This is a genomic window from Polaromonas sp. P5_D5, assembly GCF_054049435.1.
In genome coordinates this window covers 775019-801572 of record NZ_JBFUMJ010000001.1, presented here as the reverse complement: position 1 = coordinate 801572, position 26554 = coordinate 775019, and the positions used below count along the sequence as shown (strand labels likewise).

The 26554-nt window shown below is 62.5% G+C and carries 28 protein-coding genes; 15 read left to right on the top strand and 13 right to left on the bottom strand.

From position 1 onward, the window contains the following. Window positions 1-7: 7 nt before the first annotated feature. Together ACXJKE_RS04055 and ACXJKE_RS04050 are read right to left on the bottom strand one after the other, a co-directional pair. Window positions 8-442, bottom strand: coding sequence for a YeeE/YedE family protein (locus ACXJKE_RS04055; RefSeq protein WP_457279279.1), 435 nt, complete (start codon window positions 440-442; stop codon window positions 8-10). Further along, the gene (locus tag ACXJKE_RS04050) at window positions 439-768 is read right to left on the bottom strand and encodes an ArsR/SmtB family transcription factor (RefSeq protein WP_457279278.1); all 330 of its coding nucleotides are present in this window, start codon (window positions 766-768) and stop codon (window positions 439-441) included. The genes ACXJKE_RS04055 and ACXJKE_RS04050 overlap by 4 nt, the downstream gene beginning before the upstream one ends. Window positions 769-846: 78 nt before the next feature. Between ACXJKE_RS04050 and ACXJKE_RS04045 the strand changes: the two genes are divergently transcribed. Next, window positions 847-1719: an MBL fold metallo-hydrolase gene (locus ACXJKE_RS04045; protein ID WP_457279277.1), complete on the top strand. Its 873-nt coding sequence runs from the start codon at window positions 847-849 to the stop codon at window positions 1717-1719. Here ACXJKE_RS04045 and ACXJKE_RS04040 read toward each other — a convergent pair. Continuing rightward, complete coding sequence (locus ACXJKE_RS04040; protein ID WP_457279276.1) at window positions 1716-2270, bottom strand: PaaI family thioesterase; 555 nt, start codon at window positions 2268-2270, stop codon at window positions 1716-1718. The two genes, ACXJKE_RS04045 and ACXJKE_RS04040, sit on opposite strands and share 4 nt — an antisense overlap. A 48-nt stretch (window positions 2271-2318) precedes the next feature. On the opposite strand from ACXJKE_RS04040, the gene ACXJKE_RS04035 reads away from it, so the two are divergent. From ACXJKE_RS04035 to ACXJKE_RS04020, 4 genes are all read left to right on the top strand, one after another. Further along, window positions 2319-2798, top strand: coding sequence for a MarR family winged helix-turn-helix transcriptional regulator (locus ACXJKE_RS04035; protein WP_457279275.1), 480 nt, complete (start codon window positions 2319-2321; stop codon window positions 2796-2798). Between the two features lie 67 nt (window positions 2799-2865). After that, window positions 2866-4077, top strand: coding sequence for an MFS transporter (locus ACXJKE_RS04030; protein WP_457279791.1), 1212 nt, complete (start codon window positions 2866-2868; stop codon window positions 4075-4077). Between the two features lie 25 nt (window positions 4078-4102). Next, on the top strand, window positions 4103-4576 hold the full coding sequence (locus ACXJKE_RS04025) for a MaoC family dehydratase (protein WP_457279274.1): 474 nt from the start codon (window positions 4103-4105) through the stop codon (window positions 4574-4576). A gap of 69 nt (window positions 4577-4645) precedes the next feature. After that, window positions 4646-5620 carry a magnesium and cobalt transport protein CorA gene (locus tag ACXJKE_RS04020; protein WP_457279273.1) on the top strand — a complete coding sequence of 325 codons (975 nt, stop codon included), beginning with the start codon at window positions 4646-4648 and terminating at the stop codon, window positions 5618-5620. Between the two features lies 1 nt (window position 5621). On the opposite strand, the gene ACXJKE_RS04015 is transcribed toward ACXJKE_RS04020, so the two are convergent. Continuing rightward, a complete protein-coding gene (locus ACXJKE_RS04015) occupies window positions 5622-6302 on the bottom strand; it encodes a DNA-3-methyladenine glycosylase I (protein WP_457279272.1) in 681 nt (226 codons plus the stop codon). Window positions 6303-6393: 91 nt separating this feature from the next. Between ACXJKE_RS04015 and ACXJKE_RS04010 the strand changes: the two genes are divergently transcribed. Beyond that, complete coding sequence (locus ACXJKE_RS04010; protein ID WP_457279790.1) at window positions 6394-7020, top strand: LysE family translocator; 627 nt, start codon at window positions 6394-6396, stop codon at window positions 7018-7020. Window positions 7021-7022: 2 nt separating this feature from the next. On the opposite strand, the gene ACXJKE_RS04005 is transcribed toward ACXJKE_RS04010, so the two are convergent. The 7 genes from ACXJKE_RS04005 to ACXJKE_RS03975 form a co-directional block, all read right to left on the bottom strand. Further along, a complete protein-coding gene (locus ACXJKE_RS04005; RefSeq protein ID WP_457279271.1) occupies window positions 7023-7424 on the bottom strand; it encodes an SRPBCC family protein in 402 nt (133 codons plus the stop codon). Between the two features lie 91 nt (window positions 7425-7515). Beyond that, the gene (locus ACXJKE_RS04000; RefSeq protein WP_457279270.1) at window positions 7516-9885 is read right to left on the bottom strand and encodes a heavy metal translocating P-type ATPase; all 2370 of its coding nucleotides are present in this window, start codon (window positions 9883-9885) and stop codon (window positions 7516-7518) included. 206 nt (window positions 9886-10091) lie between these two features. Then, window positions 10092-10880, bottom strand: a complete 789-nt coding sequence (locus ACXJKE_RS03995; protein WP_457279269.1) for an SDR family NAD(P)-dependent oxidoreductase — start codon at window positions 10878-10880, stop codon at window positions 10092-10094. A 2-nt stretch (window positions 10881-10882) separates the two neighbouring features. Beyond that, window positions 10883-11524: a 2-dehydro-3-deoxy-6-phosphogalactonate aldolase gene (locus ACXJKE_RS03990; protein WP_457279268.1), complete on the bottom strand. Its 642-nt coding sequence runs from the start codon at window positions 11522-11524 to the stop codon at window positions 10883-10885. A 35-nt stretch (window positions 11525-11559) separates the two neighbouring features. After that, window positions 11560-12441, bottom strand: a complete 882-nt coding sequence (locus ACXJKE_RS03985) for a 2-dehydro-3-deoxygalactonokinase (protein WP_457279267.1) — start codon at window positions 12439-12441, stop codon at window positions 11560-11562. Continuing rightward, complete coding sequence (locus tag ACXJKE_RS03980) at window positions 12438-13370, bottom strand: sugar kinase (RefSeq protein WP_457279266.1); 933 nt, start codon at window positions 13368-13370, stop codon at window positions 12438-12440. The genes ACXJKE_RS03985 and ACXJKE_RS03980 overlap by 4 nt, the downstream gene beginning before the upstream one ends. Window positions 13371-13584: 214 nt before the next feature. Further along, window positions 13585-15324, bottom strand: coding sequence for an IlvD/Edd family dehydratase (locus tag ACXJKE_RS03975; RefSeq protein ID WP_457279265.1), 1740 nt, complete (start codon window positions 15322-15324; stop codon window positions 13585-13587). 67 nt (window positions 15325-15391) lie between these two features. On the opposite strand from ACXJKE_RS03975, the gene ACXJKE_RS03970 reads away from it, so the two are divergent. The 9 genes from ACXJKE_RS03970 (at window position 15392) to ACXJKE_RS03930 (ending at window position 24008) form a co-directional block, all read left to right on the top strand. Beyond that, window positions 15392-16387 (top strand): 2-hydroxyacid dehydrogenase, encoded by a 996-nt coding sequence (locus ACXJKE_RS03970; protein ID WP_457279264.1) that lies wholly within the window; start codon window positions 15392-15394, stop codon window positions 16385-16387. A 139-nt stretch (window positions 16388-16526) separates the two neighbouring features. Further along, entirely contained in the window at window positions 16527-17903 is a 1377-nt protein-coding gene (locus tag ACXJKE_RS03965) for an ABC transporter substrate-binding protein (RefSeq protein WP_457279263.1), read from the top strand. Window positions 17904-17975: 72 nt separating this feature from the next. Beyond that, window positions 17976-18848: a carbohydrate ABC transporter permease gene (locus ACXJKE_RS03960; RefSeq protein ID WP_457279262.1), complete on the top strand. Its 873-nt coding sequence runs from the start codon at window positions 17976-17978 to the stop codon at window positions 18846-18848. Then, entirely contained in the window at window positions 18845-19696 is an 852-nt protein-coding gene (locus ACXJKE_RS03955) for a carbohydrate ABC transporter permease (RefSeq protein WP_457279261.1), read from the top strand. The genes ACXJKE_RS03960 and ACXJKE_RS03955 overlap by 4 nt, the downstream gene beginning before the upstream one ends. A 204-nt stretch (window positions 19697-19900) precedes the next feature. Continuing rightward, window positions 19901-20971, top strand: a complete 1071-nt coding sequence (locus ACXJKE_RS03950) for an ABC transporter ATP-binding protein (protein WP_457279260.1) — start codon at window positions 19901-19903, stop codon at window positions 20969-20971. Between the two features lie 18 nt (window positions 20972-20989). Continuing rightward, on the top strand, window positions 20990-21745 hold the full coding sequence (locus ACXJKE_RS03945) for an SDR family oxidoreductase (RefSeq protein ID WP_457279259.1): 756 nt from the start codon (window positions 20990-20992) through the stop codon (window positions 21743-21745). Window positions 21746-21781: 36 nt separating this feature from the next. Then, entirely contained in the window at window positions 21782-22828 is a 1047-nt protein-coding gene (locus ACXJKE_RS03940) for an L-idonate 5-dehydrogenase (protein ID WP_457279258.1), read from the top strand. 37 nt (window positions 22829-22865) lie between these two features. Then, window positions 22866-23249, top strand: a complete 384-nt coding sequence (locus ACXJKE_RS03935) for a hypothetical protein (RefSeq protein ID WP_457279257.1) — start codon at window positions 22866-22868, stop codon at window positions 23247-23249. Window positions 23250-23258: 9 nt separating this feature from the next. Beyond that, entirely contained in the window at window positions 23259-24008 is a 750-nt protein-coding gene (locus ACXJKE_RS03930; RefSeq protein WP_457279256.1) for a FadR/GntR family transcriptional regulator, read from the top strand. A 7-nt stretch (window positions 24009-24015) separates the two neighbouring features. On the opposite strand, the gene ACXJKE_RS03925 is transcribed toward ACXJKE_RS03930, so the two are convergent. Then, window positions 24016-24642, bottom strand: coding sequence for an epimerase (locus ACXJKE_RS03925; protein WP_457279255.1), 627 nt, complete (start codon window positions 24640-24642; stop codon window positions 24016-24018). Further along, a complete protein-coding gene (locus ACXJKE_RS03920; protein ID WP_457279254.1) occupies window positions 24584-26317 on the bottom strand; it encodes a DEAD/DEAH box helicase in 1734 nt (577 codons plus the stop codon). The genes ACXJKE_RS03925 and ACXJKE_RS03920 overlap by 59 nt, the downstream gene beginning before the upstream one ends. Between the last annotated feature and the right edge of the window lie 237 nt (window positions 26318-26554).

The following is a 26554-nucleotide window of genomic DNA, read 5'->3' as shown; positions in this document are numbered from 1 at the left end:
CATTCTCCTAAAGTTTGAACAGATGGCGCACCAGAAACACCACGGTAAAACCGGTAGCCATGAAAGTCACCGTGGCCACCAGCGAACGCGGCGACAGCCTTGAAAGCCCGCACACGCCATGGCCGCTGGTGCAGCCCGCGCCATAGCGCGTGCCGACGCCCACCAGCAAGCCGGCGATGACCAGCAGGCCATAGCCGGCATCCACCTGTACGGGAGGCAAGGCCGAGAATGCGGCATAGGCCCATGGGGCGCCGACGAGCCCGGCGATAAAGGCCACGCGCCAGCCCATGTCGCTGCGCGCCGGCTTGAGCAGCCCGCCCAGAATTCCGCTGATGCCGGCGATGCGCCCGTTGAGCAGTACGAACATCGCGGCGGCCAGGCCTATGAGCAGGCCGCCCGCCAGTGCGGACCAGGGTGTGAAGGCGTTCCAGTCCAGGGTCATTGCTTGTTTCCTTCAGGGCAATACAGGCGGTAGAGCAACGCCAGGATTTCCAGCGTCCCGGGTTCGGCCACGCGGTAATAAATGTTCTTGCCGTCCCGGCGCGGGATGATCACGCCTTCATTGCGCAGCACACCGAGCTGCTGCGAGAGCGTGGGTTGGCGTATGCCCAGGTCCTGCTCGAGCTCGCTCACGCAGCGCTCGCCCTGCGAGAGCTGGCAGAGTAGCAGCAACCGGTCTTCATTGGCCAGCGCCTTGAGTGCACCCACGGCTTGTGCGGCCGCGTCGCGAAGCAGCCCGGGGTCCAAAACGGGAGGGGATGATTTCATGGCTGTGTGTTGGGGCTTCTTGATATTATATGAAAATATATAATGTAAAGGCGACCTCTTCGATGAAAGAAACCATCCATGCCAAGCCCGCTGAATCCCCAGGCATTTTTTGATCCCCTGACCGGGACCGTCACCTATGTCGTGGCGGACAGCGGCACAGGGCAGGCGGCCATCATCGACCCGGTGCTGGGGTATGACTTCAAATCGGGGCGCACCAGCACGGAGCTGGCCGACCAGGTGCTGGCCCATGTGGCGCGGCAGGGCCTTCAGGTCGAGTGGATCCTGGAAACCCACGCGCACGCTGACCACCTCTCGGGCGCGCACTACCTGAAGGCGCAGGCCGGCGGCAGGACCGCCATTGGCGAACATATATGCACCGTGCAGGCCACCTTCAAATCGATTTTTAACCTGGAGCATTCATTTGCGCCGGATGGCAACCAGTTCGACCACCTGCTCAGGGACGGCGAGATATTCAGGCTGGGCAATCTGGAGATGAGCGCCCTGCATGTACCCGGCCATACGCCCGCGGACATGGCCTACCTTGCGGGTGATGCCGTGTTTGTGGGCGACACGCTCTTCATGCCCGACGTAGGCACCGCCCGCGCGGATTTCCCGGGCGGCGACGCCCGCCAGTTGTACCGCTCTATCCGCAAGCTGCTATTACTGCCGGCAGAAACCCGGATCTTCGTCTGCCACGACTACCCGCCTGGAGAACGTGCGCCTCAGTGGGAAACCACTGTGGGTGAGCAGCGCCGCGCCAATATCCATGTGCATGACGGCATCTCCGAAGAGGCTTTTGTCGCCATGCGCGCGGCCCGGGATGCGACGCTGGGCATGCCCTCGTTGATTCTTCCTTCAATCCAGGTCAATATCCGCGCGGGTGGTTTGCCGCCGCCTGAATGCAACGGTGTCAGTTACCTCAAGATCCCCGTCAACGCCTTCGGCGCTTAGCTGGTCTTCTGCGCCGGTACCTCAAACACCAGGCAAGTTGTGGTCGCATGCGCATACAGCTTGCCGTCCGGCCCCACGATGCGGCCTTCTGCGGTGGCCAGCTGCCGGCCGCAGTGGATCACGGTGCCTATGGCGCGCAGCGGTCCGGTCTTGTGCGAGGCGGCGCGCACGATGTTGATGCTGAGCTCGGCCGTGGTGTAGGCCCGGCCCACCGGCATCATGGTGTGCACAGCGCAGCCCACGGCGGAGTCGAGCAGCGTGGCGTACCAGCCACCATGCACCGTGCCCAGCGGGTTGTAGTGCTTGAGCTGCGGTGTGCCCTGAAAGGTCGCTTTGCCGGGTTCGATTTCAATCAGCGCAAAGTCCAGTGTTTCGGCAATGTGGGGGTAGGGCAGCTCACCGGCCAACATGGCCTGCATCACTTCCATGCCGGTCTTGCCCATCACGTCTTCGGGCCGGGCCAGGCCCGGCTTGCCGCCGCCGCCGACCATGCGGGCGCGCACCGCGGCGCTTTGTTCCATCCACTGAGTCAATGTGTCTTGTGGGGTCATGGTATTTATAAATGTTGCATATACAATGATTGTAGCTACAATTAAATTATGAGCGAGAAAACCCGCCTGTCAACCCAGGCCGAACTCAAAGTGCAGGGCTGCACCAATGTCAAGCTGCGCCAGCTGATGCGCCGCGTCGCGCACCACTACGACCTTGAAATGACCAAGGCGGGCCTGAAGACAACGCAGTATTCCCTGCTGACTTATGTGCTGAAGCTGGGCCCCATGCGACCGGGCGAGCTGGCGCGTGGCATGAAGATGAGTGCCTCCACCCTCACGCGCAACCTCAAGCCGCTGATCGACGCCGGCTGGATTGAGCTCGCCGCAGGCACCGATGCGCGCAGCCGTACCGTGATGCTGACTGACGCGGGCCGTGCCAAGCGTGAGGAGGCCCGATCGCGGTGGAGGGCTGCGCAGGAGCAGCTTAACGCGCTGCTGGGCGCCGGGCGTGTGCTGGCCCTGCATAACCTGATCAACGAATCTTTAGAGCTTTTGTCCCCCATCGAATCTGGAGCTGATGATGAGTAATACCGAGCCTTCCAATTCCTCTGCGCCTTCCGCTTCTTCCACTGCACTGCCAGCGCGCCGCATCGCGATGTGGCTGGTGCTGCTGGCCGCCGGCGGCACTTTTGCCCTCACCATGGGTGTGCGCCAGACCATGGGCCTCTTCCTGTCGGCGCTGAATACGTCCACCGCGCTGGGCGTAGGCAGCATCAGCCTGGCCTTCGCTTTCGGTCAGCTTTGGTGGGGGCTCACACAGCCCTTTGCTGGCGCGGTGGCTGATCGTATCGGCACAGGCCGCGTGATCTTTTTGGGTGTCGTGCTGGTCGCAGTGGGCACCGTCATCACTCCGCTCATGACCAGCACGGTCGGCCTGATATTTGCCATCGGCATGCTCGCAGCAGGCGGCGCCGGCATGGCGGGCCCGTCGGTGCTCATGGCCGCCAGCACGCGCCTGGTGCCACCGGAAAAGCGGGGTCTCGCCACCGGCATCGTCAATGCGGGCGGCTCCTTTGGCCAGTTCGCGATGGCGCCTATTGCCATTGGCCTGACCGCCGCTGTCGGCTGGGCCAGTGCGATGCAGTGGCTGGGCGCGCTGGTGCTGCTGGCGGTGCCTGCGGTGCTGGTGCTGAAAGGCAATTCGAATGCGCTGGCAGCCCAGGCTGCGGCGGCCTCGGGCACGAAAGCGCTGAGCGCACGTCAAGCCATTAGCCAGGCCATCGCAACGCCTAGCTACCGTTACCTCGCGGCGGGTTTTCTGGTGTGCGGTTTTCACGTGGCGTTTCTGGCGACTCACCTCCCCGGCGTGATAGCGGCCTGCGGCTTGCCGCCCGAAATTGGCGGTTGGTCGCTTGCGATGATTGGCCTCTTCAACATCGTCGGCAGTCTGGCCATGGGTTGGGCCGTCGGCCGCTGGCGCATGAAGTCCTTGCTGGCGCTGCTCTATGCAACGCGTGGCCTCGCCGTACTCATCTTCCTGCTGGCGCCCAAGACCCCGGCCGTGATGCTGATCTTTGCCGCCGTCATGGGCGTGACCTTCCTTTCGACCGTTCCGCCCACCGTGGGCCTGGTCGCCAAGATGTTCGGTACGGCCAACATGGCCATGCTGTTCGGCGTGGTGATGTTGTCGCACCAAGTGGGTGGTTTCCTGGGTGCTTATCTGGGCGGCTATATATTCCAGGCAACCGGCAGCTACGACTGGGTCTGGTACATCGACATCGTGCTGGCCACAGGCGCCGCGTTGGTGAACCTGCCGATCCGCGAAGCGCTGCTGCCTCGGCAAATGGCCGCCAGGGCCGCAACCTGAGTGTCTGCCTAAGCGAAAGAAATGCATGAGCAATATTCCTGAAGCCGACATTCCGGAACCCCGTTATCTCGATGACCTCAAGGTGGGTGACCGCTTCGTCAGCAGCGAGCATGCACTCGACGAGGCTCAAATCACCTCTTTCGCCGCGCAGTTTGATCCGCAGCCATTTCACCTGGACCACGAAGCGGCCAAAGCCACACTCTTTGGCGGCTTGGCCGCGAGCGGCTGGCACACGGCGGCCGTCACCATGCGCCTGCTGGTGGGCGGTGGCCTGCCACTGGCCGGTGGCATCGTAGGCGCGGGCGGCGAAATCAGCTGGCCAAGGCCTACGCGTCCCGGCAATGTGCTGCATGTAAAAACGGAAGTGGTGAGCGTGACGCCCTCAGCCTCGCGGCCCGACCGGGGCCGGGTGGTAGTGCGCAGCCAGACGTTCAACCAGCACGGCGAGGTGCTGCAGCAATCCGTCTACAACCTGGTGGTTCCGCGCCGCCCAACCTGATCTCAGCGTGACGGCATATCAGCGCTGTGCCAGAATTCACGCAGGCAGACAACTTGCGGGAAACAACAGATGCTTATCAATTGCGTGGTCTACCAGAACGGCACCAAGCTTGCCGACATTCCCGTCACCGAGATCAGCGACTACATCTGCCGCCCTGATGCATTCGTCTGGGTGGCGTTGCAAGACGCCACGCCGGAAGAGCTTGAAGAAATGCAGCATGAGTTCGGCCTGCATGAACTGGCGGTCGAAGATGCCCGGCACGGCCACCAACGCCCGAAAATCGAGGAATACGGCGCTTCGCTGTTTTCGGTACTGCACCTGATTGAGCAGTCCAACGACAAGCCGGGCGAACTCCACGTCGGCGAGGTGGATGTGTTCACCGGGAAAAACTATGTACTCTCGGTGCGCAACCGCAGCCAGAAGGGGTTTCTGGGCGTGCGTGAACGCTGCGAGCGCGAACCGGAGTTGCTGCGCAACGGTTCGGGTTTTGTGCTGTACGCCCTGATGGACGCGGTGGTTGACCGCTACTTTCCCATCCTCGACGCACTCGAGACCGAGCTGGAGCTCATCGAGAAGGAAATCTTCACGCCCGGTGCTGCGCGAAAGAACATCGAACGGCTCTACGAACTCAAGGGCAGCGTGATGGTGCTCAAGCACGCAGTGGCGCCGCTGCTCGAAGGGGCCAGCAAACTCTATGGCGGCCGGGTTCCGCAAATTTGCAGCGGTGTGCAGGATTACTTTCGTGACGTGGTCGACCATTTGTCGCGCATCAACGCACTGATCGAAAACATGCGCGACACCATAGGCACTGCTATCCAGGTGAACCTGGCGATGGTGACCATCGAGGAAAGCGAGGTGACCAAGAAGCTCGCGGCCTGGGCCAGTATCTTTGCGGTCTGCACGGCGTTTGCCGGCATATGGGGCATGAACTTCGAAGCCATGCCCGAACTCAAATGGCGTTACGGCTATCTCATGGCCATCAGCATGATTGTGGTGGCGTGCTCGCTGCTGTACTGGCGTTTCAAGCGAGCGCGCTGGTTATAACTTACGGCACCTTGGGCGGGGTGAAAGCCTTGCGGGCGGCCAGCGCCGCCTTGCGGCTGGTGCATCCCTCGATGTGGTCGTTGACCAGACCCATAGCCTGCATGAAGGCATACATCGTGGTGGGGCCCACAAAACTCCAGCCGCGCTTTTTGAGATCCTTGGACAGGGCGACGGAGGCGGGGGAAGTCGGCATGGCTTTGACGGCCTCATGTGTGATGCGCGCGGGCCGGCTCTTGGCCTCGGGCTCCAGCCGCCAGACAAAAGCGCCCAGTGAGCCAAATTCTTTGCGCAGTTCGATGACGCGCTTTGCATTGTTAATGGTCGAAGCAATCTTCCCCGCATGCCGCACGATGCCCGCGTCGTTGACCAGGCGTTTGATGTCACGCTCGCCAAAGCGGGCCACCTGCTCGGCATCGAAGTTGGCGAACGCGTTGCGAAAGGATTCGCGTTTGTTCAGGATGGTCAGCCAGCTCAGGCCGGCCTGGAAGCCTTCGAGGCAAATCTTTTCGAACAACCTGCGTTCGTCGTCGACCGGGAAGCCCCATTCGCTGTCGTGGTAGTTACGGTAGAGCGGCGTCGCTTGGCACCAGGCGCAGCGCGTGGTGCCGCTGTCGTCAGTAAAAAGGCCAGCAGCTGGCGATGCGGCAACTGCGAGGGGCTTAGGTAGGGTGGCGGAAGGCATGGGCGATTTTAGGCAGATGCGGCCGGCCGGCGTTATCATGAAATCCACTCTCCCTCATCACCTGCAGCCCCGCAACTTCGGAACACGCACCATGTCCCTCCAGCTCTGGTTTGCTTTCGTCGCCGCAACCGCCGTGTTGCTCATTATTCCCGGTCCCACCATCCTCACCGTCATCAGCTACTCGATGGCGCACGGCAAGCGTGCCAACATTCCGTTGGTGGCCGCCGTGGCGTTGGGTGACTCGACGGCGCTGGTGGTCTCGTTGTTCGGCCTGGGCGCCTTGCTCGCGGCCTCGGCCTTCTGGTTCACGGTAGTCAAGTGGGCGGGCGGCCTGTATTTGCTTTACCTGGGCATCAAGCTCCTGCGCGCCGGAATTTCGCCCATGCAGACCGCAGCGCCCGAGGCGCCGGGCTCCTTGTGGAGGCTGTTCGGCAATACCTACCTGGTCACCGCACTCAACCCCAAGGGCATTGTGTTTTTTGTGGCTTTCTTGCCCCAGTTCATTAACCCCGGCGCCGACATGACGCGACAGCTCTGGGTGCTGGCGGTGACCTTTGTGTTGATGGCCAGCCTGAACGCCACGCTGTACGCGGTGTTTGCCACTTCGGCCCGCACACTGCTGGCCTCGCCGCGCGCGCAGCGGCGTTTTAATTTCGCGGGCGGCTCGCTGCTGTCCACGGCGGGTGTCTGGGCCTTGCTGGCCAAGCGCCCGGCCTGAATTCAAATGGCCGGCCTGCCGAGTGCCTGCTGCATCACCGCCGCGCCCTGGGTCATCATCACGTCGATGTATTCCCCCGGCGCATCGGGCAGCACGTCGGTGATCCAGACAAAGCGGGTGCGGTTTTCGCCCTCGGTAAACAGCTGCGCCGAAGCCATGTGATGGGTGGCCTTGCCGCCCACCACGGTGTAGCTGAGGCGGTGCATCCCTTCATGGATGCCCACCAGCACTTCGTGCGCAACCATGCCGTTGGCAAAGGTTACGGTGCGGCCGCCTTCGCCGGGCTTGCAGTCGACCACGAAGCCCGGCGCAAGGCGCCGGTGCACAGCGTTGAAATCGCGCAGCGCGTCCCAGACGCTGTCTATGCCGGCGTCGACGGTGAATTCCTTGTAGATCGTGGCCATGGTGACCCCAGTCTGGCTGGCGTCGGAGTGACGCCTTGTCATCGCAGCTTAGCAATCAAACCGGGCGAAGTCAGCCCTGATTAAGCACCGGTTAAAAACGCTTTTCGCGCAGCCTCAGCGCATTGCTGATCACCGACACCGAACTCAGGCTCATCGCCAGGGCCGCGATCATGGGCGACAGCAGCCAGCCGGTGAAGGGAAAGAGCAGCCCCGCGGCCAGCGGTACACCGAGGGAGTTGTAGACGAAGGCAAAACCGAGGTTCTGCTTCATGTTGGCGATCGTCGCTTCCGAGATTTTCCGGGCCTGTGCGATGCCGCGCAAATCACCCTTGACCAGCGTGATCTGGGCGCTGTTCATGGCCACGTCGGTGCCTGTGCCCATGGCAATGCCCACGTTGGCCTGCGCCAGGGCCGGGGCGTCATTGATGCCGTCGCCGGCCATGGCAACGATATGGCCTTCATCCTGCAGGCGCTTGACCAGTGCCAGTTTGTCGGCCGGCAGCACGCCGCCGTGCACTTCGTCAATGCCCAGGCGCCCGGCGATGGCTTTGGCTGTGGTCATGCCGTCGCCCGTGGCCATGATCACGCGCAGGCCGGCGGCCTTAAGCGCCGCCAGCGCCTCGGGCGTGCTGGCTTTCACCGGATCGGCCACAGCGAGCAGGCCCGCAAGCCGGCCGTCGACCGCCAGGTGCATCACGCTGGCGCCCTCGGCCCGCAGGGCTTCCGCCTGGGCCAGCAGCGAATCCACCGAAACACCAACTTGCGCCATCAACGCCGTATTGCCTAGCGCGAGCAGCCGACCAGCCACATGCCCGCTGACGCCGATGCCGCTGGCGGACTCGAAGTTCTCTGGCGTGTCCAGCGTCAGGCCGCGAGCGCGCGCTGCGGCTACTATGGCCTCGGCCAATGGGTGTTCGCTGCCCTGATCCAGGCTGGCGGCCAGCCCCAGCACTTCGTCGGCACTGAAGCCGGTGGCGGGAATCGCGCGGTCGAACGCCGGCTTGCCGGCCGTCAGCGTGCCGGTCTTGTCGACGATCAGTACGTCGACGGTGCGCAGGTGTTCAATCGCCGCCGCATCGCGGAAAAGAATGCCCTGGCCGGCCGCCTTGCCGGTGGCGACCATGATGGACATCGGCGTGGCCAGGCCCAGTGCACAGGGGCAGGCGATGATCAGCACTGCTACCGCGTTGATCAGGCCGTAAACCCAGCTCGGCTGCGGGCCGAAAAGTCCCCATCCCAGAAAGGTCAGTACGGCCACGGCCACCACGGCCATGACAAACCATCCGGCCACCTGGTCGGCCATGCGCTGCAGGGGTGCCTTCGAGCGTTGGGCCAGCGCGACCATCTGAACGATTTGCGACAGCATGGTTTGTGCGCCGACGCGCTCGGAGCGCATCACCAGGGCGCCGCTGGTGTTGAGCGTGGCGCCTATCAGCTTGTCGCCCGGACGCTTGCTCACGGGCAGGGGTTCTCCTGTCAGCATGGATTCATCGACGGCGCTGCCGCCCTCGGTAACGATGCCGTCGACGGGCACTTTTTCGCCGGGGCGCACGCGCAGGTTGTCTCCCACGTGCACGTGGGTTAGCGGCACGTCTTCCTCGGTGCCGTCGGCCTTGATGCGCCGCGCGGTTTTGGGCGCCAGTCCCAACAATGACTTGATCGCGGCGGAAGTTTGCGAGCGCGCCTTCAGTTCCATCACCTGGCCGAGCAGCGTCAGTGAAATGATCACGGCCGCCGCCTCAAAGTAAACCGCTACACGGCCCATGGAAATAAACGACTCCGGAAACACACCGGGCGCGAGGGTGGCGACCACGCTGTAGGCAAAGGCCGCGCCTGTTCCCAGGCTGATGAGGGTCCACATGTTCGGGCTGCGGTGGACGACTGATTGCGCGCCACGCACAAAGAAGGGCCAGCCTGCCCACAATACGACCGGCAGGCTCAGCACCAGTTCTATCCAGCTCTGGACAGTCATGTCGAACCAGCCGAGCTGGTGGCCGAACATGGCCAGCACCGTCACCACCATGCTCAACGGCAGCGTCCACCAGAAGCGGCGGGTGAAGGAGACGAGTTCCGGGTTTTCGTCCTCGTCAAGGCTGGGCATGACGGGCTCCAGTGTCATGCCGCAGATTGGGCAGTTGCCCGGATGGTCTTGCCGGATTTCCGGGTGCATGGGGCAGGTGTAAAGAGTTCCGCCGGCCTGGCCCGCATCAGGCCCGCGCGCCGCTTCGGGCGCAGGCTCTGCTTTGAGCGCACCGACGTAGGCCGCCGGATCTGCGGAGAATTTGGCCTGGCAGCCGGTGCTGCAGAAGTAATAAGGCCTTCCCTCGTGCTCAAGATGGTGCGCGGATGCCGTGGTGACGTCCATCCCGCAGACCGGGTCTTTCAGTCCGTCCGGGGCGGTGGGCGGCAGGTGAGCGTTTGCCTGTGCGGTTCCCGGTGTGGCGTGGGAGGTGTGGTTCATGGAGGGCTTCCTTTGGTGTTCTGCAGACCTGGACCAGGCCCATGAACAAGGGTAGACCTTCCCCCTGTGGGAAGGTCAAGCCCCTCTGGATTGGAGGAGAGTTTCCCCTGGAAGGCTCTGGTGATCTTCAGCGCCTTCCGCGGTGGATTGCATGATCCACATCAACTGAAAGGGGAAAACCGGCACGCTTTCGCGTGCATGCCAGGCTACACCGGCACGGTGTAGTTCAGCGTCATGCGCCCACCATCGACCACGACGATTTCGCCTGTGATATAGCTGGCGGCGTCGCTGGCGAGGTAGGCTACCGTGTCGGCGATCTCCGAGGGCTCGCCCAGGCGCTTCATGGGGGTGCGGCTCATGATCTTGGCCTTGGCTTCGTCGCTGGTGAGCACGGCCCTGGCGGCCAGTTCGGTGGCGATGGTGCCGGGGGCAACCGCGTTGACGCGCACGCCCTGGCTGGCCAGCGACAGCGCCATCACGCGCGTGAGCTGGTTAATGCCGCCTTTACTGACGTTGTAGCTGGCAATGGTGGGAATGGCGAGCACGCCGTTGACTGAGCTCATGTTGATGATGCTGCCCTTGCCGGCGGCCGCCATCACGCGCGCCACGGCCTGCCCGACCAGGAAGGATCCCTTGAGGTTGATGCGCAGTACGGCGTCGAAGTCGGCTTCCGTCACGTCCAGAAACTCTGCGGCCTTGAAGATGCCGGCATTGTTGACCAGCACGTCGATGCGGCCGTGCGCGGCCACGGTTTGTTCAACCAGCGCATCGACTTGCACTTTGTCGCCCACGTCGCAATGAACATACAGGCCGCCGAGTTCTGTGGCCAGCGCCGTGCCGCGCGCGTCGTCTATATCGGCGATGACGACCTGCGCTTGCTCACGCGAAAAACGCCGCACGCAGGCCTCGCCGATGCCTTGGGCACCGCCGGTGACGATGCAGACGCGGCCCGCCAGCCCGAACGATACCAGGGACGTTTCTGTAGGTGAAATCATGCTCATGCCCTTATGGTATCAGCGCAAGCAGCTATAAATTCCATAGCAGATTCGGAGACCTGGGCGGCGGAAGAACCTGGTTTGTAGAGTGCCGATCCGATGCCGAAACCGTTGGCACCCGCGGCCAGGTAGGGCGCCATATTGGCAGGCGTGATGCCGCCGACCGGCAGTACTGCGGCTTGCGCGGGCAGCACCGCACGAAGGGCTTTCACGACTGCCGGGGTAATCATTTCGGCCGGGAAAATCTTCAGCCCTGTCGCGCCCGCTTCGAGCGCAGCAAATGCCTCGCTGGCAGTCATGATGCCGGGCAGGCACACCAGGCCGAGGCGGACAGCTTCGCGCACCACCGCCGGGTTGAAATTGGGCGAAACGATGAGCTGGCCACCCGCGGCGTGGACGTCACGTACGGCTTCAGGAGTCAGCACCGTGCCCGCACCGACCAAAGCCTGCGGAAAGGTGCTGGCCATGGCGGCAATGCTGTCCAGCGGCTGGGGCGAATTGAGCGGAATTTCGATCAACGTCCAGCCCGTGGCAACGAGTGCCTGGCCGACAGGCAGGGCCTCCGCCGGCGTCAGTCCGCGCAGGATGGCCACCAGGGGGAGGGCGCCGAGGGCCTGGGAAAATTTTTGGTGAGCGTTGTTCATGGTGTTCTGCAGGTTGAGGCGCAATACTGCGCCGGTCAGGCCAGGGTATCGGCGATGGCGCGCAGGCCGCGCCAGGTGGCGCCCGCGCCCACGCGCTTCACGGGCACATTGATCTGGACCAGTGCCTGTTCGTAGCGCGCCGTGAGCGCCTCGGCGCCCATCACCACTACAGGCTCGCCGCGTGGCAGTGCCTGGGATTTGAGTTCTTCGCCGATGACCAGGCCCGACAGGTAGCTGGGCAGGGCCTCGGTTGTCATTCGCTGGAACAGTGACAGGGTGCGTGTGCTGAAGGCGGTGTTCAGCAGGCCGGGGCCGGCCAGCGCATGGGCCACGCCCTGATCGAAGGCGGCGGCGTCCAGCGCGGGTTCGTCGTCGGGCAGCATGCGTGCGAGGATGGATTGGCGGCGCAGCAGCGCATAGAACTCGCCGGTCATCCAGGTCGAAAAATCAGTGACTTGCCGGTTTTCGACGGTGACCCATTTGCTGTGTGTGCCGGGTAGCACCAGCCGGGCGTTCGTCAGACCCAGCAGCTGCAAGGCGCCAAAGATCTGCGTTTCCTCGCCGCGCATGACGTCGGGCACACCGCCCTTGTCTATGCTCAGACCGGGCACGATGGCGATGCGGCCGGGCTCCACCCATTCCAGTGCGGCGGCGATCGCGTCAAAGCCGGCGGGGCAGGCGCAGTAGGGCGCTTCGCGCCAGCCCTGTTTGCTGCCGGCCATGCCGGAGATCAGGCACAGCGTGCCTGACGTCATCCAGTCGGCAAAGCAGCTTGCAAAAACCTCCGGAAAGGTACCGGGAGCGACGGTCAGGATGCCACGTGCGAAGGAACGCTCGTCCAGGGCTGTGCCGGCGCCGTCGATCAACGCGCCGCGCAATGAAGAGCTGCCCCAGTCGACTGCCAGAAGGCGGCTCACAGCAGGGCCCTGACCTGTTCGGGACGCGGCAGCGGAGCGACCGCGCCGTAGCCCTGCACCGTGAGGGCGGCCGCTGCATTGGCATAACGGGCCGCATCAAAGACGTTATCGCCCGCCGCAATGCGCGCCAGCAGGTTGCCGCAAAAGCAGTCGCCTGCGCCGGTGGCATCCACCAGCTTCACGTTGTGCACGGGCACGCGCTCGCGCCGCGTGCCGTCGCTGACCAGCGCGCCGTCGCCGCCGAGCTTGAGCACCACGGTTTTGGCGCCCAGGGCATGGCCCCAGTCCGTCACCGCGTCGGGGTCTGTCATGCCGTTGAGGGTGGTGATGTCTTCCAGGCTTGGCAGGAAAATGTCGCACAGTGAAACGGCGTGGCGGGTGCAGGCAAGCGCCCGGTCCAGCGGCCAGAGCTTGAGCCGCAGGTTGGAGTCAAACGACACGAGGGTACCGGCCTCTTTGGCCAGTTTCATCGCGGCAAACGCTGTGTCGCAGGCACTGGCGGAAATCGCCAGCGAGATGCCTGACACATGCAGGACCTTGGCTTCACGCACGGCGTGTGCGGCGCCGCCTTGGTGCAGCCAGGCAGGGGTCATGCGGCTGGCCGCGGAGCCCGCACGCAGGTAGCTGAACTCATGTCCATTTTTGCCGTGTGTGACGAAGTAAAGGCCGGTGCTGGCTTCCGGATCTTGCTGGACTGCGGTCGTCGAAACGTTTTCTGTGGCCCACAAGGTCATCAGTGATTGGCCGAAAGTGTCACCGCCCAAACGGGTTAAATAAGCTGCGATGGCGCCCGCGCGCGCGGCGGCAATCACGGCATTGCTGGTGTCCCCGCCAAAGCCTTGCAGGTAGTTGGGTTGGCCAGCCTGGGTCTGGTTGAACTCCACCATGGCTTCGCCGAGCGCGACGACATCGAATTTTCTGGCTTGCATAGAACTTTCTGGCATCCTTTGCTGTCCCGAAAAGGTAGCAGCATGCGCGCCTCAAGGCCTTGATTGGCGCGCGGGCGCGGTGGGTCGTAACGCGGAAATTTCCAGAAGAAAATACCCGCGTTTTAAGCCCCCATGTTACCCGCGGCCCGGTCGCGGCGCCGTACCCGCGCTGTACCCCGAAAGGGATGGCCGTACAAGCAGCGTCTGCTGATTCTCAGTGATTGTCGCGCGGCACGAAAGAGCCACGCTTGCCCACCAGAAAATCCAGGTCCACACCTTCGTCGGCCTGTAGCACGTGGTCGATGTACAGCTTCCAGTACCCCGAAGACAGCGGTGGCTCGGGTGCTTTCCAAGTGGTCATGCGCCTGGCAAGCTCTTCGTCGCTGACATGCAGGTGCAGCCTGCGGTTGGGCACATCGAGTTCGATGATGTCGCCGTTTTGCACCAGGGCCAGCGGTCCGCCTGCTGCGGCTTCAGGGGCTGTGTGCAATATCACGGTGCCATACGCTGTTCCGCTCATGCGGGCGTCGCTGATGCGGACCATGTCGGTGATGCCTTTGCGCAGCACCTTGGGCGGCAGCGGCATGTTGCCGACTTCAGCCATGCCGGGGTAGCCCTTGGGCCCGCAGTTTTTCAGCACCATCACGCAGTTCTCGTCGATGTCCAGGTTTTCATCGTCGATGCGTGCGTGGAAATCTTCAATGGTTTCGAACACCACGGCACGGCCCTTGTGCACCATGAGTGCAGGCGTGGCCGCGCTGGGCTTGATGACCGCGCCGCGCGGCGACAGGTTGCCGCGCAGCACGGCGATGCCGGCCTTGTCCTTGAAGGGCGTGGAGAGCGGCATGATGACATCGGTGTTGTAGTTTTCCGCATCAGCAATGTTCTCGCCGATGGTTTTGCCGTTGGCCGTGATGGCGCTGGTGTGCAGGTGCTGCGCGATTTCCTTCATCACGACAGGCAGGCCGCCGGCGTAACAGAAGTCTTCCATCAGGTATTTGCCGGAGGGCTGCAGGTTGACCAGGCAGGGCAGTTCGCTGGCCAGGCGGTCAAAGTCATCGACCGTCAGCTTCACGCCGATTCGCCCGGCGATGGCGATCAGGTGAATGACGGCGTTGGTCGATCCACCGATCGCGGCCAGTGTCTTGATGGCGTTTTCAAACGCTTCGCGCGTGAGGATTTTCGACAGCGTGAGGTCTTCGTGCACCATTTCGACGGCACGGCGCCCGGCCATGCGGGCCAGTACATTGCGCCTGCCATCCACCGCCGGGTATGCGGCGTTGCCGGGCAGGCCTATGCCCAGCGCCTCGACCATGCTGGCCATCGTTGATGCCGTGCCCATGGTCATGCAGTGGCCGTGGCTGCGGTGCATGCAGCTTTCGGCCTCAAAAAACTCGGCAAGTTTGAGCGTACCGGCCCTTACCTGCTCGCTCATGCTCCAGACGCCGGTGCCGGAGCCCAACTCCTGACCACGCCATTTGCCACTGAGCATGGGCCCACCGCTGACACCCACCGTAGGCAGGTCGACGCTGGATGCTCCCATGACCAGTGAGGGAGTGGTCTTGTCGCAACCCATCAGCAGCACGACGCCGTCGATCGGATTGCCGCGAATGCTTTCTTCCACGTCCATGCTGGCCAGGTTGCGGTAGAGCATGGCGGTGGGGCGCAACAGCGTCTCGCCCAGCGACATCACCGGAAACTCGAGCGGAAAGCCGCCTGCCTCATAGACACCGATCTTGACCTGCTCTGCAATGGTGCGGAAATGCGAGTTGCAGGGAGTCAGTTCGCTGAAGGTGTTGCAGATGCCGATGACCGGACGGCCGTCAAACTGGTCATGTGGCACGCCCTTGCCCTTGACCCAGCTGCGGTAAGCAAAACCGTCGCGGTCTTGCCTGCCGAACCATTGCTGGCTGCGGAGTTCGTGGGGCAATTTTTTCTTGGCTGAATCGCTCATTCGGGAAAGTCCTTAATTTTCAAACATATTATCGTCATACCATTGATTCTAAATCTTAGTGAAAACCATGACCGCAGGAGTTCGCCCCTTGTCTGCCCCGCCATCCGGCCCTTCCGTCCGTCCGCATATCCTTGCTGTTGCCAAGCTCCCGCCCTTTCTGATGGAGCCGCTTCAGGCGTCCTTTGAGGTGCACGACAGGCTGCATGAAAGCGACCCGGCGGCCTTTGCCAAAGTTGCATCCCTCATACGCGGCGTTGCCGGTGGCGGCGAATCCAGGGTGCCGCGCGCATTGATGGACCAGTTGCCCGCACTCGAGATCATTTCCATCATGGGTGTGGGTTATGACGGCGTCGACGTCACCAGCGCACTGGAACGCCGTATCCCGGTGACGCACACCCCTGGGGTACTGAATGACGAGGTCGCCGACCTGGCCCTGGGTCTCATGCTGTCCGTGGCACGGCGCATACCGCTGGCCGACCGTTATGTGCGGGCCGGGCGCTGGGCGAAAGAAGGACCCATGCCGCTTGCACGCAAAGTCTCGGGTGCTCGCCTGGGAATTGTCGGGTTGGGGCGGATAGGTCAGGCTATCGCCAGCCGGGCTGAAGCCTTTGGCATGTCGATTGCCTACACCGGCCGCAGCGCCAAGCCTGAACTTGCTTACAGCTTTTACCCGACGGCACAGGCACTGGCTGCCGCGGTGGACTTCCTGGTGGTCATTACGCCGGGCGGAGTCGGCACCCGCCATCTGATCAATGCAGATGTACTGAAAGCGCTGGGCCCTGCGGGTTATTTGATCAATGTGGCGCGTGGGTCTGTTGTGGATGAGGCCGCTCTCGTGGGTGCATTAAAGAATGGCGTCATCGCCGGCGCGGGCCTCGATGTATTCGAGCAGGAGCCGCATCCCCTGGAGGCGTTGTGGTCCATGGACAATGTTGTGCTGACCCCGCACATGGCCAGTGCCACTGTGCAGACGCGCCACGCGATGGCCAATCTGGCGGTCAGCAATCTGCAGGCGCACTTTGAAGGGCAACCCCTCCTCACCCCTGTACCGGAATGGCATTGAAAGGGGTGCCAACGAGCCTTGGTGCTTCGGGTTTTCCATAGAAAACACTTCGGTTAAACATCATATGATAACAATGCGTCAAGGAACGCAGGCGCCGTTTTGCCAGCTAAACAATTAACCCGCAGAGGAGACAAGCCAAATGAGACTCAAGACAATCCTTGCCACCGCGATGGTCGCGGCAGGCCTGGTGACAGCCGGGCAGGCTGTGGCCCAGGAAAAGCTCACCGTCTGGTGGGTCAAGGGCTTTTACAAGGCCGAAGATGACGCACTTTTCGCTGCCATCAAGAAGTACGAAGACAAGCACAAAGGCGTCAAGATCGAGCTGTCGCAGTACCCGGTGCAGGACATGATCCCGAAAACCGTCGCGGCCCTTGACTCCGGCAGTCCGCCCGATGTGGCTTATGCCGACGTCTATGACTTCCAGGTTGCAGGCAAGTGGGCCTTTGACGGCAAGCTCGAAGACATCAGCAGCGTGATCAACCCCATGCGTGCGCGTTTTGCGCCCAACACGGTTGAAACCGCCTTTCTCTATAACGACGTCGCCAAGAACCGGGCCTATTACGCCTTTCCGATGAAGCAGCAGACCATGCACATCGAGTACTGGGTGGACATGCTCAATGAAGCCGGCTTCAAGGAGTCCGACATTCCTACCGGCTGGAAGGACTACTGGTCATTCTGGTGCGACAAGGTGCAGCCGGCTTATCGCCAGAAGAGCGGCAATCGCACCTTTGGTATCGGCCAACCGCTGGGCGTGGATTCGAGCGATTCCTTTTATTCGTTCCTGACTTTCATGGACGCCTACAACGTGAGTCTGGTCAGCGACAGCGGCAAGTTGCTGGTTGATGACCCGAAAGTCCGTGCCGGCCTGATCAGTGCGTTGACTGACTACACGCAGCCGTACGCCAAGGGCTGCACGCCACCGTCGTCCACCAGCTGGAAAGACCCGGACAACAATGTCGCTTTCCACAATAAGACCACCATCCTGACCCACAACGCCACGATCTCGATCGCCGCGAAATGGCTGGACGACATGAACAACGCGTCGCTCAAGCCCGAAGAGCGCGAGACCGCGAAGAAGAACTACACCGAGCGCATCCGCACGGCTGGCTTCCCAAACAAGCCCGACGGCAGCAAGATGGTTTACCGCGCCGCCGTCAAGGTGGGTGTGGTGTTCAACCAGGCCAAGAACAAGGCCCGCGCCAAGGAGTTCGTGTCCTTCCTGATGCAAGAGGAAAACCTGACGCCTTACGTGGAGGGCTCGCTGGGCCGCTGGTTCCCTGTGACCAAGACTGCGCAGCAGCGTCCGTTCTGGAAGGCTGACGCGCACCGCCAGTCGGTCTACAACCAGTTCATGAACGGCACGGTCAATTTTGAATTCACCAAGAACTACAAGTTCACCATCCTGAACAATGAGAACGTCTGGGCCAAGGCGGCCAACCGCGTCATCAATGAAAAAGTGCCGGTGGACAAGGCTGTTGATGAAATGATTGCCCGCATCAAAACCGTGGCCAACTGACCTTTCGTTGACTGAAGAAAGCCGCGCTGCCCGGACTGGATCGCCCAGACGGGTGGCGCGCGTACCAAAAGCATGAGCACTGCAATCATCGACCAGGCCGGCCCCTCTTTGCGCGCAGAGCGCGGAGCCATGACTTCATGGGAGAAGTGGGGGCTGGTTCTTGTTATTCCCTATCTGCTGATATTTCTGGTTTTCGTTATTTACCCGGTAGGGTATGGCTTGTGGCTCGCACGCCATCCCGAGAGTTATGTCCGGCTTTTTGCCGACCCGATATTCTTCCGCTCGCTGGTCAATACCGTGGTGTTTATCGTCGTGGCGGTCAACGTCAAGATGGTGGTCGCGTTATTCCTGTCGGGTTTTTTCCTGAACACGCGCTGGTGGGTCAAGGGCTTGTCGGTCGTATTTATCCTGCCTTGGGCGGTGCCGTCGATTCCGACCATTCTGTCCATGCGCTTCATGCTCAACCCTGAGTGGGGTGTCATCAATACGCTCATTTACAAGATGACCGGCGTTGACGGGCCCAACTGGCTTAATGATCCGACGCTGGCGCTGTGTTTTTCGATGCTGGCCCACATCTGGAAGTCGTTGCCGTTCTGGACACTGATTCTGCTTGCCGGCCGTATGGCCATCCCGGCCGAGCAGTATGAAGCAGCGTCGGTAGACGGTGCCACCATCTGGCAGAAGTTCCGGTTCATCACCTGGCCGTCGATGCGCTCGCTCTACCTGACGTCGACCATCCTGTCGATGATCTGGACGCTGGGCGACTTCAACAGCGTTTACCTGCTCACGGGCGGCGGGCCCGCCGATCTGACCCATGTGCTGGCTACGCTCGGCATCCGCTATTTGCGCCTGGACCAGGTGGATCTGTCGCTGGCGTCCATTGTCGTGGCCCTTCCCCTCGTCTTGCCGCTGGTGTATTTCATGATGAAAAGGTTGTCCAAATGAGCCGCATCACACTTCGCAAGGTGAGTCGCGAGGCCAGACTGCTGTTGATCGGTATCCCGGTGCTGCTGTGGACGCTGATTCCGATCTACCACATGGTGCTGTTTGCAATTTCGCCAAGAAACGAAGCCACGACGGGGCGGCTCTGGCCTAAAAATCCCACATTGAGCAATTTCGAGACGGTGTTCTGGCAAAAGCATTTCTACCTCGACCACTTCTGGGTGCAACTGGGCAACTCGCTGGTGATCGCGCTGTCTGTGGGCGTGTTGACGCTGGTGGTTTCCACCACCGCAGCCTTTGCCATCAGCCGCCTCAAAGTGCGCGGAGGCCGCACGGTGATGAACATGGCGCTCTTCACCTACTTCATTCCCGCCGCTTTCCTGGCCGTTCCCATGTACAAGACCATGGGTAACTACGGCATGCTCAACCACCAGTGGTCGCTGATTCTGGCCATGGTGACCATCGCCTCGCCGTATTGCATCTGGGTGCTCAAGCAGGCCTCCGACAAACTGCCTTACGAACTTGACGAAGCGGCCAAGATGGACGGCGCTACGGCGATGCAGTTGTTTCGGCTGGTTTACCTGCCACTCATGGTGCCGTCGCTGGTGGCGGTTGGCACCTATGCGCTGCTGCTGGCCTGGAACGAGTATCTCTACGCCTTCCTGCTGCTGTCCAGGGACACCAGCGTGACGCTGGCGGTGGCGTTGGGCAATTTCCTGGCGGCCGACGATTCGCCCTGGGAACTGCTGATGGCCACCGGCCTGATTTACGCGCTGCCTCCGGCGGCTATCTATTACACATTCAAGCGCTACATGGTGTCCGGCCTGACGGCCGGCGCCGTGAAAAGCTAAACATGACCCCCACGCTTGTCACTTTGTGTACTGCGCGAGGCCTTGCAGGCCGCGGCTCGCGGGACGCTTCGCCTCTGTCGCCCGTCCAAGCCTGCGCAGGCAGGCTTGGAGCCGCGGGCTCCAGCCCCTCGGGGGTCGTAGCCGGCTTGGGGCGGCCCGGCGCTGGCTGGGACTCGGTCTTTATCAGGAAATAACGGGAATCTCATGGCATCTGTATCGTTTCGCAATATCGAGAAGGCCTTCGGCAAGGTCAAGATCATTCACGGCATCAGCTTCGACATCTCCGACGGCGAATTCGTCGTACTGGTGGGTCCGTCGGGCTGCGGCAAGTCCACGCTGCTGCGCATGCTGGCCGGGCTCGAGGAAATCAGCGGCGGTGAAATGTCGATTGACGGCAAGGTCATCAACGAGCTGGATTCCAAGGATCGCGATATCGCCATGGTGTTCCAGAGCTACGCCCTGTACCCGCACATGACGGTGCGCGACAACATGGCTTTCAGTCTGAAGCTGCGCAAGGCTGATGCCGAACTCACCAACAAGCGCGTCGGTGACGCCGCCCGTATCCTGAACCTGGACCCGCTGCTGGATCGCTTCCCGCGCGAACTGTCGGGCGGGCAGCGCCAGCGCGTGGCCATGGGCCGGGCCATCGTGCGCGACCCCAAGGTCTTCCTGTTCGATGAGCCGCTTTCTAACCTGGATGCCAAGCTGCGTGTGGCCATGCGTGCCGAGATCAAGGCCCTGCACCAGCGTCTGAAGACCACTACGGTTTACGTCACGCACGACCAGATCGAGGCCATGACCATGGCCGACCGCATCGTGGTGATGCATGACGGCATCATCGAGCAAATCGGCACGCCGCTCGAGCTGTTCGACCGCCCCGGTAATTTGTTCGTTGCGCAATTTATTGGTTCCCCGTCCATGAATGTGTTCAAGGGCGTTTTGCGCCAATCGGGCGGACAAGCCTGGGTGGAGGCGCAGGGACACCAGTGGCCCATTGGCACGATTTCGCAGGCGCGCGACGGCCAGCCGGTGCACTATGGTGTACGGCCCGGTGACATCTCGTTGTCGACAAGCGGGCAGGGCATTCCTGCAAAGGTGATTGTGGTGGAGCCTACCGGTGCTGAAACTGAACTTTTGCTCAATGTCGGTGGCGCCAACGTCATATTGGTGATGCATGGCCGAACAGCGGTGCGGCCAGACGATATCGTTCATCTCGAAATCGCGAACGGCAAGAGCCATGTCTTTGACGACGCTAGCGGTGCCCGTCTGGATTGAGGCGCAATGGCTGCAGGCATGTTCAGTCTTGATGGTCGACTGGCGCTGGTGACGGGGTCTTCCGGCGGCATTGGTTTTGCGCTGGCACGTGGTTTGGGTCAGGCCGGCGCCGCCGTGGTGCTTAACGGCCGCGACGGCCTCAAGCTGGAGCGAGCTGCAAACACGCTGCGAAGCGAAGGATTGATTATCCACACGCGCGTATTTGACGTGACCCAGGCATCGGCCGCGCAGGCCGCAGTAGATGACATTGAATCGTCAATAGGCCCTGTCCATATTCTGGTGAACAACGCCGGCATGCAGCGACGCATGGCCCTGCAGGATTTTCCGGCTGAAGATTGGCATGAGTTGATGCGCACCAACGTCGACAGTGTTTTTTTTGTCGGGCAGGCTGTAGCCCGAAAAATGATTGAGCGCCGCAGCGGCAAGATCATCAATATCTGTTCGGTGCAGAGCGAGCTCGGGCGGCCCAACATCGCGCCCTATATGGCCAGCAAGGGTGCGGTCAAGATGCTGACCAAAGGCATGGCGATTGACTGGGGGCCCTATGGCATCCAGGTCAATGGCTTGGGCCCCGGCTACTTCAAGACCGAATTGACGGAAAAGCTGGTGGCCGACGAGCAGTTCAGCGCCTGGCTTACCGCGCGAACGCCCAGCAGGCGTTGGGGAGAAGTGGCGGAACTGGCCGGCGCGGCCGTGTTCCTGGCCAGCGATGCCTCCAGCTTTGTCAATGGCCATGTTTTGTATGTCGACGGCGGGGTGACGGCGACGCTGTGAAGCCGCCGCCTGCCCGCCCAACCAGGGAGAAACATCATGCGTGGACTTGTCTGTCATGCACCCCTAGACCTGCGTCTTGACGCGCTGGATACCGAACACCTGGGTCCGAAGCAGTTGCGGGTACGGGTGGCGTTCGGCGGCATCTGCGGCTCCGACCTGCACTACTTCCAGCACGGCGGCTTCGGCACGGTGCGTATCAAGGAGCCCATGGTGCTGGGCCATGAGGTATCGGGCGTGGTCGAGGCCGTGGGCAGCGAGGTCAACGGCCTGCGCGCCGGCCAGCGCATCGCAATTTCACCGTCCCGGCCTTGCGGTGTTTGCCGCTTCTGCCAGCAAGGCCTGCACAACCATTGCATGGACATGCGCTTTTACGGCAGCGCAATGCGCTTTCCGCACATCCAGGGCGCTTTCCGCGAAACCCTGGTCATAGAGGCCGCCCAGGCGCATCCGGTGGCTGATGACCTTCCCTTGTCCGAGGCCGCGCTGGCCGAGCCCCTGTCGGTGGGCTTGCACGCCATTTCGAGGGCCGGCTCGGTGTTCGGCAAGCAGGTGCTGGTCACCGGCTGCGGACCCATAGGCGCCTTGCTGATCGCCGGCCTGCGCCGCGCGGGCGCGGCCCGCATCGTCGCAGCCGACATTGCCGAGCTTCCCCTTGCCTGTGCCAAAAAAATGGGCGCTGACCAGACCATCAACCTGGCCCAGGAACCCGACGCCCTGGCGGCCTTCGCCGCCGGCAAGGGGCAGTTCGATGTGATGTTCGAGGCCTCGGGCAATGAGAAAGCCCTGGTCGCCGGCCTGGATGTGGTGGCGCCGCGCGGCGTCATCGTGACGGTGGGTCTGGGTGGCAATATCTCCCTGCCGCTCAACACCCTTGTCGCCAAGGAGCTGGAGTTGCGCGGCACCTTCCGCTTCCATCCTGAATTCGCCGTGGCGGTGGCCTTCCTGAATCAGCGGCTCATCGACGGGCGGCCCGTCATCACTGACATCGTCGCCTTCGACCAGGCCACGCATGCCTTTACACTCGCCGGCGACAAGCGCCAATCCATGAAAGTGCAAATCGCCTTCGGCGGCGAAACTTCATGAGGCGCCTGCTTTTCACATCCATTCACCGGAGTCCCTTGTGACCGTTTTCCCCAAAGTCATTCTTTACACCGATACCGACGGTCGGGCCAAATTCCGGGATGAGACGATCCCGCTTGGCGAAGGCTCGCCGCAGGCCATGCTGTCCACGTTGTTTGCTTCGGGCGGTTACCAGTTGCGCCACAGCCCGCCGGGGTTTCGCAGCCAGTTCCATTGCACGCCGAACCCGCAGTGGGTGTTCATCCTGGGTGGCGAGATGGAAATCGGCCTGCAGGGCGGCGTTTCCCGCATCTTCAAGCCGGGCCAGCATTTCTACTCGGCCGACGTGTTGCCGACCGGCGCCACCTTTGACCCGGCCCTGCACGGCCACTGGAGTCGCCAGGTCGGGCCGGACCCGCTGGTCACGCTGTTTGTGCGGGGTTAAGGCAACACCATGGCCACCATGAAAAACGTCCACGGCAACACGGTTGACCACATCGGGGAAGCCATTGTCGCGGGGCGTTATGCCGCAGGCATGTCTATGCCACCGGAGCCTATTCTTTGTGAAGAGCTTGGCGTGAGCCGCACGGTGGTGCGCGAAGCGGTCAAGTCGCTGATCGCCAAGGGCCTTGTCACCACCGGGCCCAAAGTGGGTACCCGCGTGCTGACCGAGGAGCACTGGAATTGGTTCGATCCCGACGTCATCGCCTGGAAGGCCAAGGCCGGCATCACACCCGAATTTTTGCGTGACCTGCTTGAGTTGCGGCGCCTGGTGGAGCCTGCTGCCGTACGCATGGCAGCCGAGCGGGCAACAGCCGCAGAAGTCGCTGAAATCGAGGATGCCTATGCAGGCATGAAGCGTGCCATTGAAGGCGGCGGCGACTATGTCACCTATGATCTGCGCTTTCATCAGGGACTACTGCGGGCCGCCCATAACCGCATGCTCGTCCAGATGAGCAAAGCCTTGAGTGCGCTGCTGCGTACCAGCTTTGAGATTTCCACGAGCCGCAAGGACGGGCCCAAGCTTTCACTCCCGCTGCATCGTGCCGTGCTGGACGCCGTGATTGCACGCAACCCGGCAAAAGCTGAAAAAGCGATTCTGGTGTTGATTGACGGTGCGCGCGAGGATATCGAACTGGTGCTCGGCTCGCGGCGCCGTTTGCCCAAGCTGAGCGACCCGGCCAAGCAACTGAAAGCTGCCTGAACAGACCCTAGCGTTGCTGCATCTCGCCCGACAGCACCACGTGTTGGCCCCGGCGAACGGCCACTTCTTCAACCAGCGTACGTGCGACGCTTTCCGCTGAAACGGACTGGTAGTTGGCAGGGATCACCCTGCTTAGGAGCCGGCTCAGGCCGAGTGCGATTTTTTCACCGGCGCGCGGCGCCTGGCCCAAAGACTCGCGCTCACCCGCCAGGAATGAGGGCCGCACCACCACCAGAGTGGAAAAGCCCAGTAGTGCGAGTGCTTCTTCCGCTTCGCCTTTAACGCGCGTGTAGAAGAGGGCGGAGTGCGAATCAGCGCCCATGGCACTGACCACACCCAGCCGTGTAGCGCCGGCAATTCGGCCAGCGCGGGCTACGGCCAGCACGGCGTCGAAATCCACGGCCCTGAAAGCTGCCTGGCTGCCGGCCGTTTTGATCGTGGTGCCCAGTGCAATGAAGACATCATCGACTGGCGGCGCCGTGAAGTCCGCGAATGAATCGGTCAGGTGCACGGCCAGCCGTGCGTCGTGCTGCGCAGGCGCACGGCGGCCTACACAGTGAACCGCCGAATAGCGCTTATCGGCCAGTAAACGAGCCAGGACCGCCTGGCCGACGAGGCCCGTTGCCCCGGCCACCAGCGCCACCCGAACCGCCGCCACCGCCGGAGCGGTTGCCGCCCCGGTAGTTGCCGCGGTTGCCGCCTGTGGGCTGGCCGGAGGATGGGAAGCCGGAGGAGGCGTGGCTGGCAGGTTGCTGGTTGTCGAAGTCATTGCGTGGCTCCCTTGACTCGTTGCGGGGCGCGCGCGGCTGCTGGTCGTCGCGATGGCGCGGCGCCTGGGCCTGCCGTGGCGGCTGACCGTTCTGCGAATAACCGGAAGCCTGGCGCGGCTGGCCGGGGTTGGGGGTGCGCGGGCCGCGGCCGCCGCCATTTCCTCCGCCATTGCCACCGCCGGCGGGGCCGCGTCCACGGGCGCCGCCGTTGCCGCCCCCGTTGCCACCGCCTGCGCCGCGCGCGGGCTGTGCCCCCTTGGTATCGCGGATGCGCTGCATCATTTCAGTACGGGCTGCTTTGGCGGCAGCCTGCATCACGTCGCGGCTAGGCGGCTTGCCCAAGCCGCCCCAAATGGTCTGGCGACCCATGGCCAGCGGCTCGGCGCGTTCACCGGGTTCCGCTTCAAAGCCGGGGACGATGACTTTTTCGATGTTCTGCTTGGTGAAGCGCTCGATGTCCTGCATGAAGCCTTCTTCATCCAGGCAGACCAGGCTGACGGCTTCGCCGCTGTTGCCGGCGCGGCCAGTACGGCCGATGCGGTGCACGTAGTCTTCGCTGACATTCGGGATTTCGTAGTTCACGACGTGCGGCAGCTCGTCGATGTCAATGCCGCGGGCGGCGATGTCAGTGGCCACCAAGGCGCGAATCGTTCCGCTCTTGAAATCGGCCAGGGCCTGGGTGCGGGCGGTCTGGCTCTTGTTGCCGTGCAGCGCCATCGCGGGGATGCCGTTTTTGGTCAAGTGCTCGGCCACGTTGTTGGCGCCAAACTTGGTGCGGGTGAACACCAGCACCTGGCTCCAGTTGTGCTCGTTGATGATGTGGGTAAGCAGCGCTTTTTTCTTGGCTCGCCCGACGGGATGGATGGTCTGCGTGATGCGCTGCACCGTGGTGTTGCGCGGCGTGACCTGGATGGATTCGGGGTTCTTCAGCAGGCCGTTGGCCAGTTCACGGATTTCGTCGCTGAAGGTCGCGCTGAACAACAGCGATTGTTTCTGCTTGGGCACCAGGGCCAACACTTTTTTGATGTCGTGGATAAAGCCCATGTCCAGCATGCGGTCGGCTTCGTCGAGCACCAGGATCTGTACCTGGCTCAGGTCCAGCGTGCCCTGGCTCGCATGGTCCAGCAGGCGGCCGGGAGTGGCGACCAGGATATCGACGCCGCGGCGCAGTTTTTCAATCTGGGCGCCCATGCCGACGCCGCCGAACATCACCATGGAGGTGAGGTCGGTGTATTTTCCGTAGGTGCGGACGCTTTCTTCGACCTGGGCCGCGAGTTCGCGGGTGGGGGTCATGATCAGGGCGCGTACGGCGTTGACGCCGCGGCGGTTGGTCAGGCGCGCTTCGGTGGACAAGCGCTGCAGCAAGGGCAGCGTAAAGGCAGCGGTCTTGCCGGTGCCGGTCTGGGCGCCGCCCAGCAGGTCGACGCCCTTGAGCACGGCGGGGATCGCCTGGGCCTGGATGGGGGTGGGGGTGTCGTAGCCCTGCTCGAGCACGGCCTTCAGAATGGCCGGAGCCAGATTCAATTCTTCAAATGTCATGATGTTGCGCCTGTGTGGCGCTTTAGATCGGCCTGTTGGGCGCCTTGTTGAAAGGCAAACCCGCCAGTCAAAGGCAGATGGGGTCAGAAAGTGGGCCCTAAACATTACGTTTTACATCGTAAGCAGCCACTTGAAGCGGTACCCGGATGTGCCCAAATGTTGAAGGCAACTGGAGCCAGCAACGCCTGTATTGTCGCACAGCAACGATAATGGAGGCATTCACGCATAAAACACGCT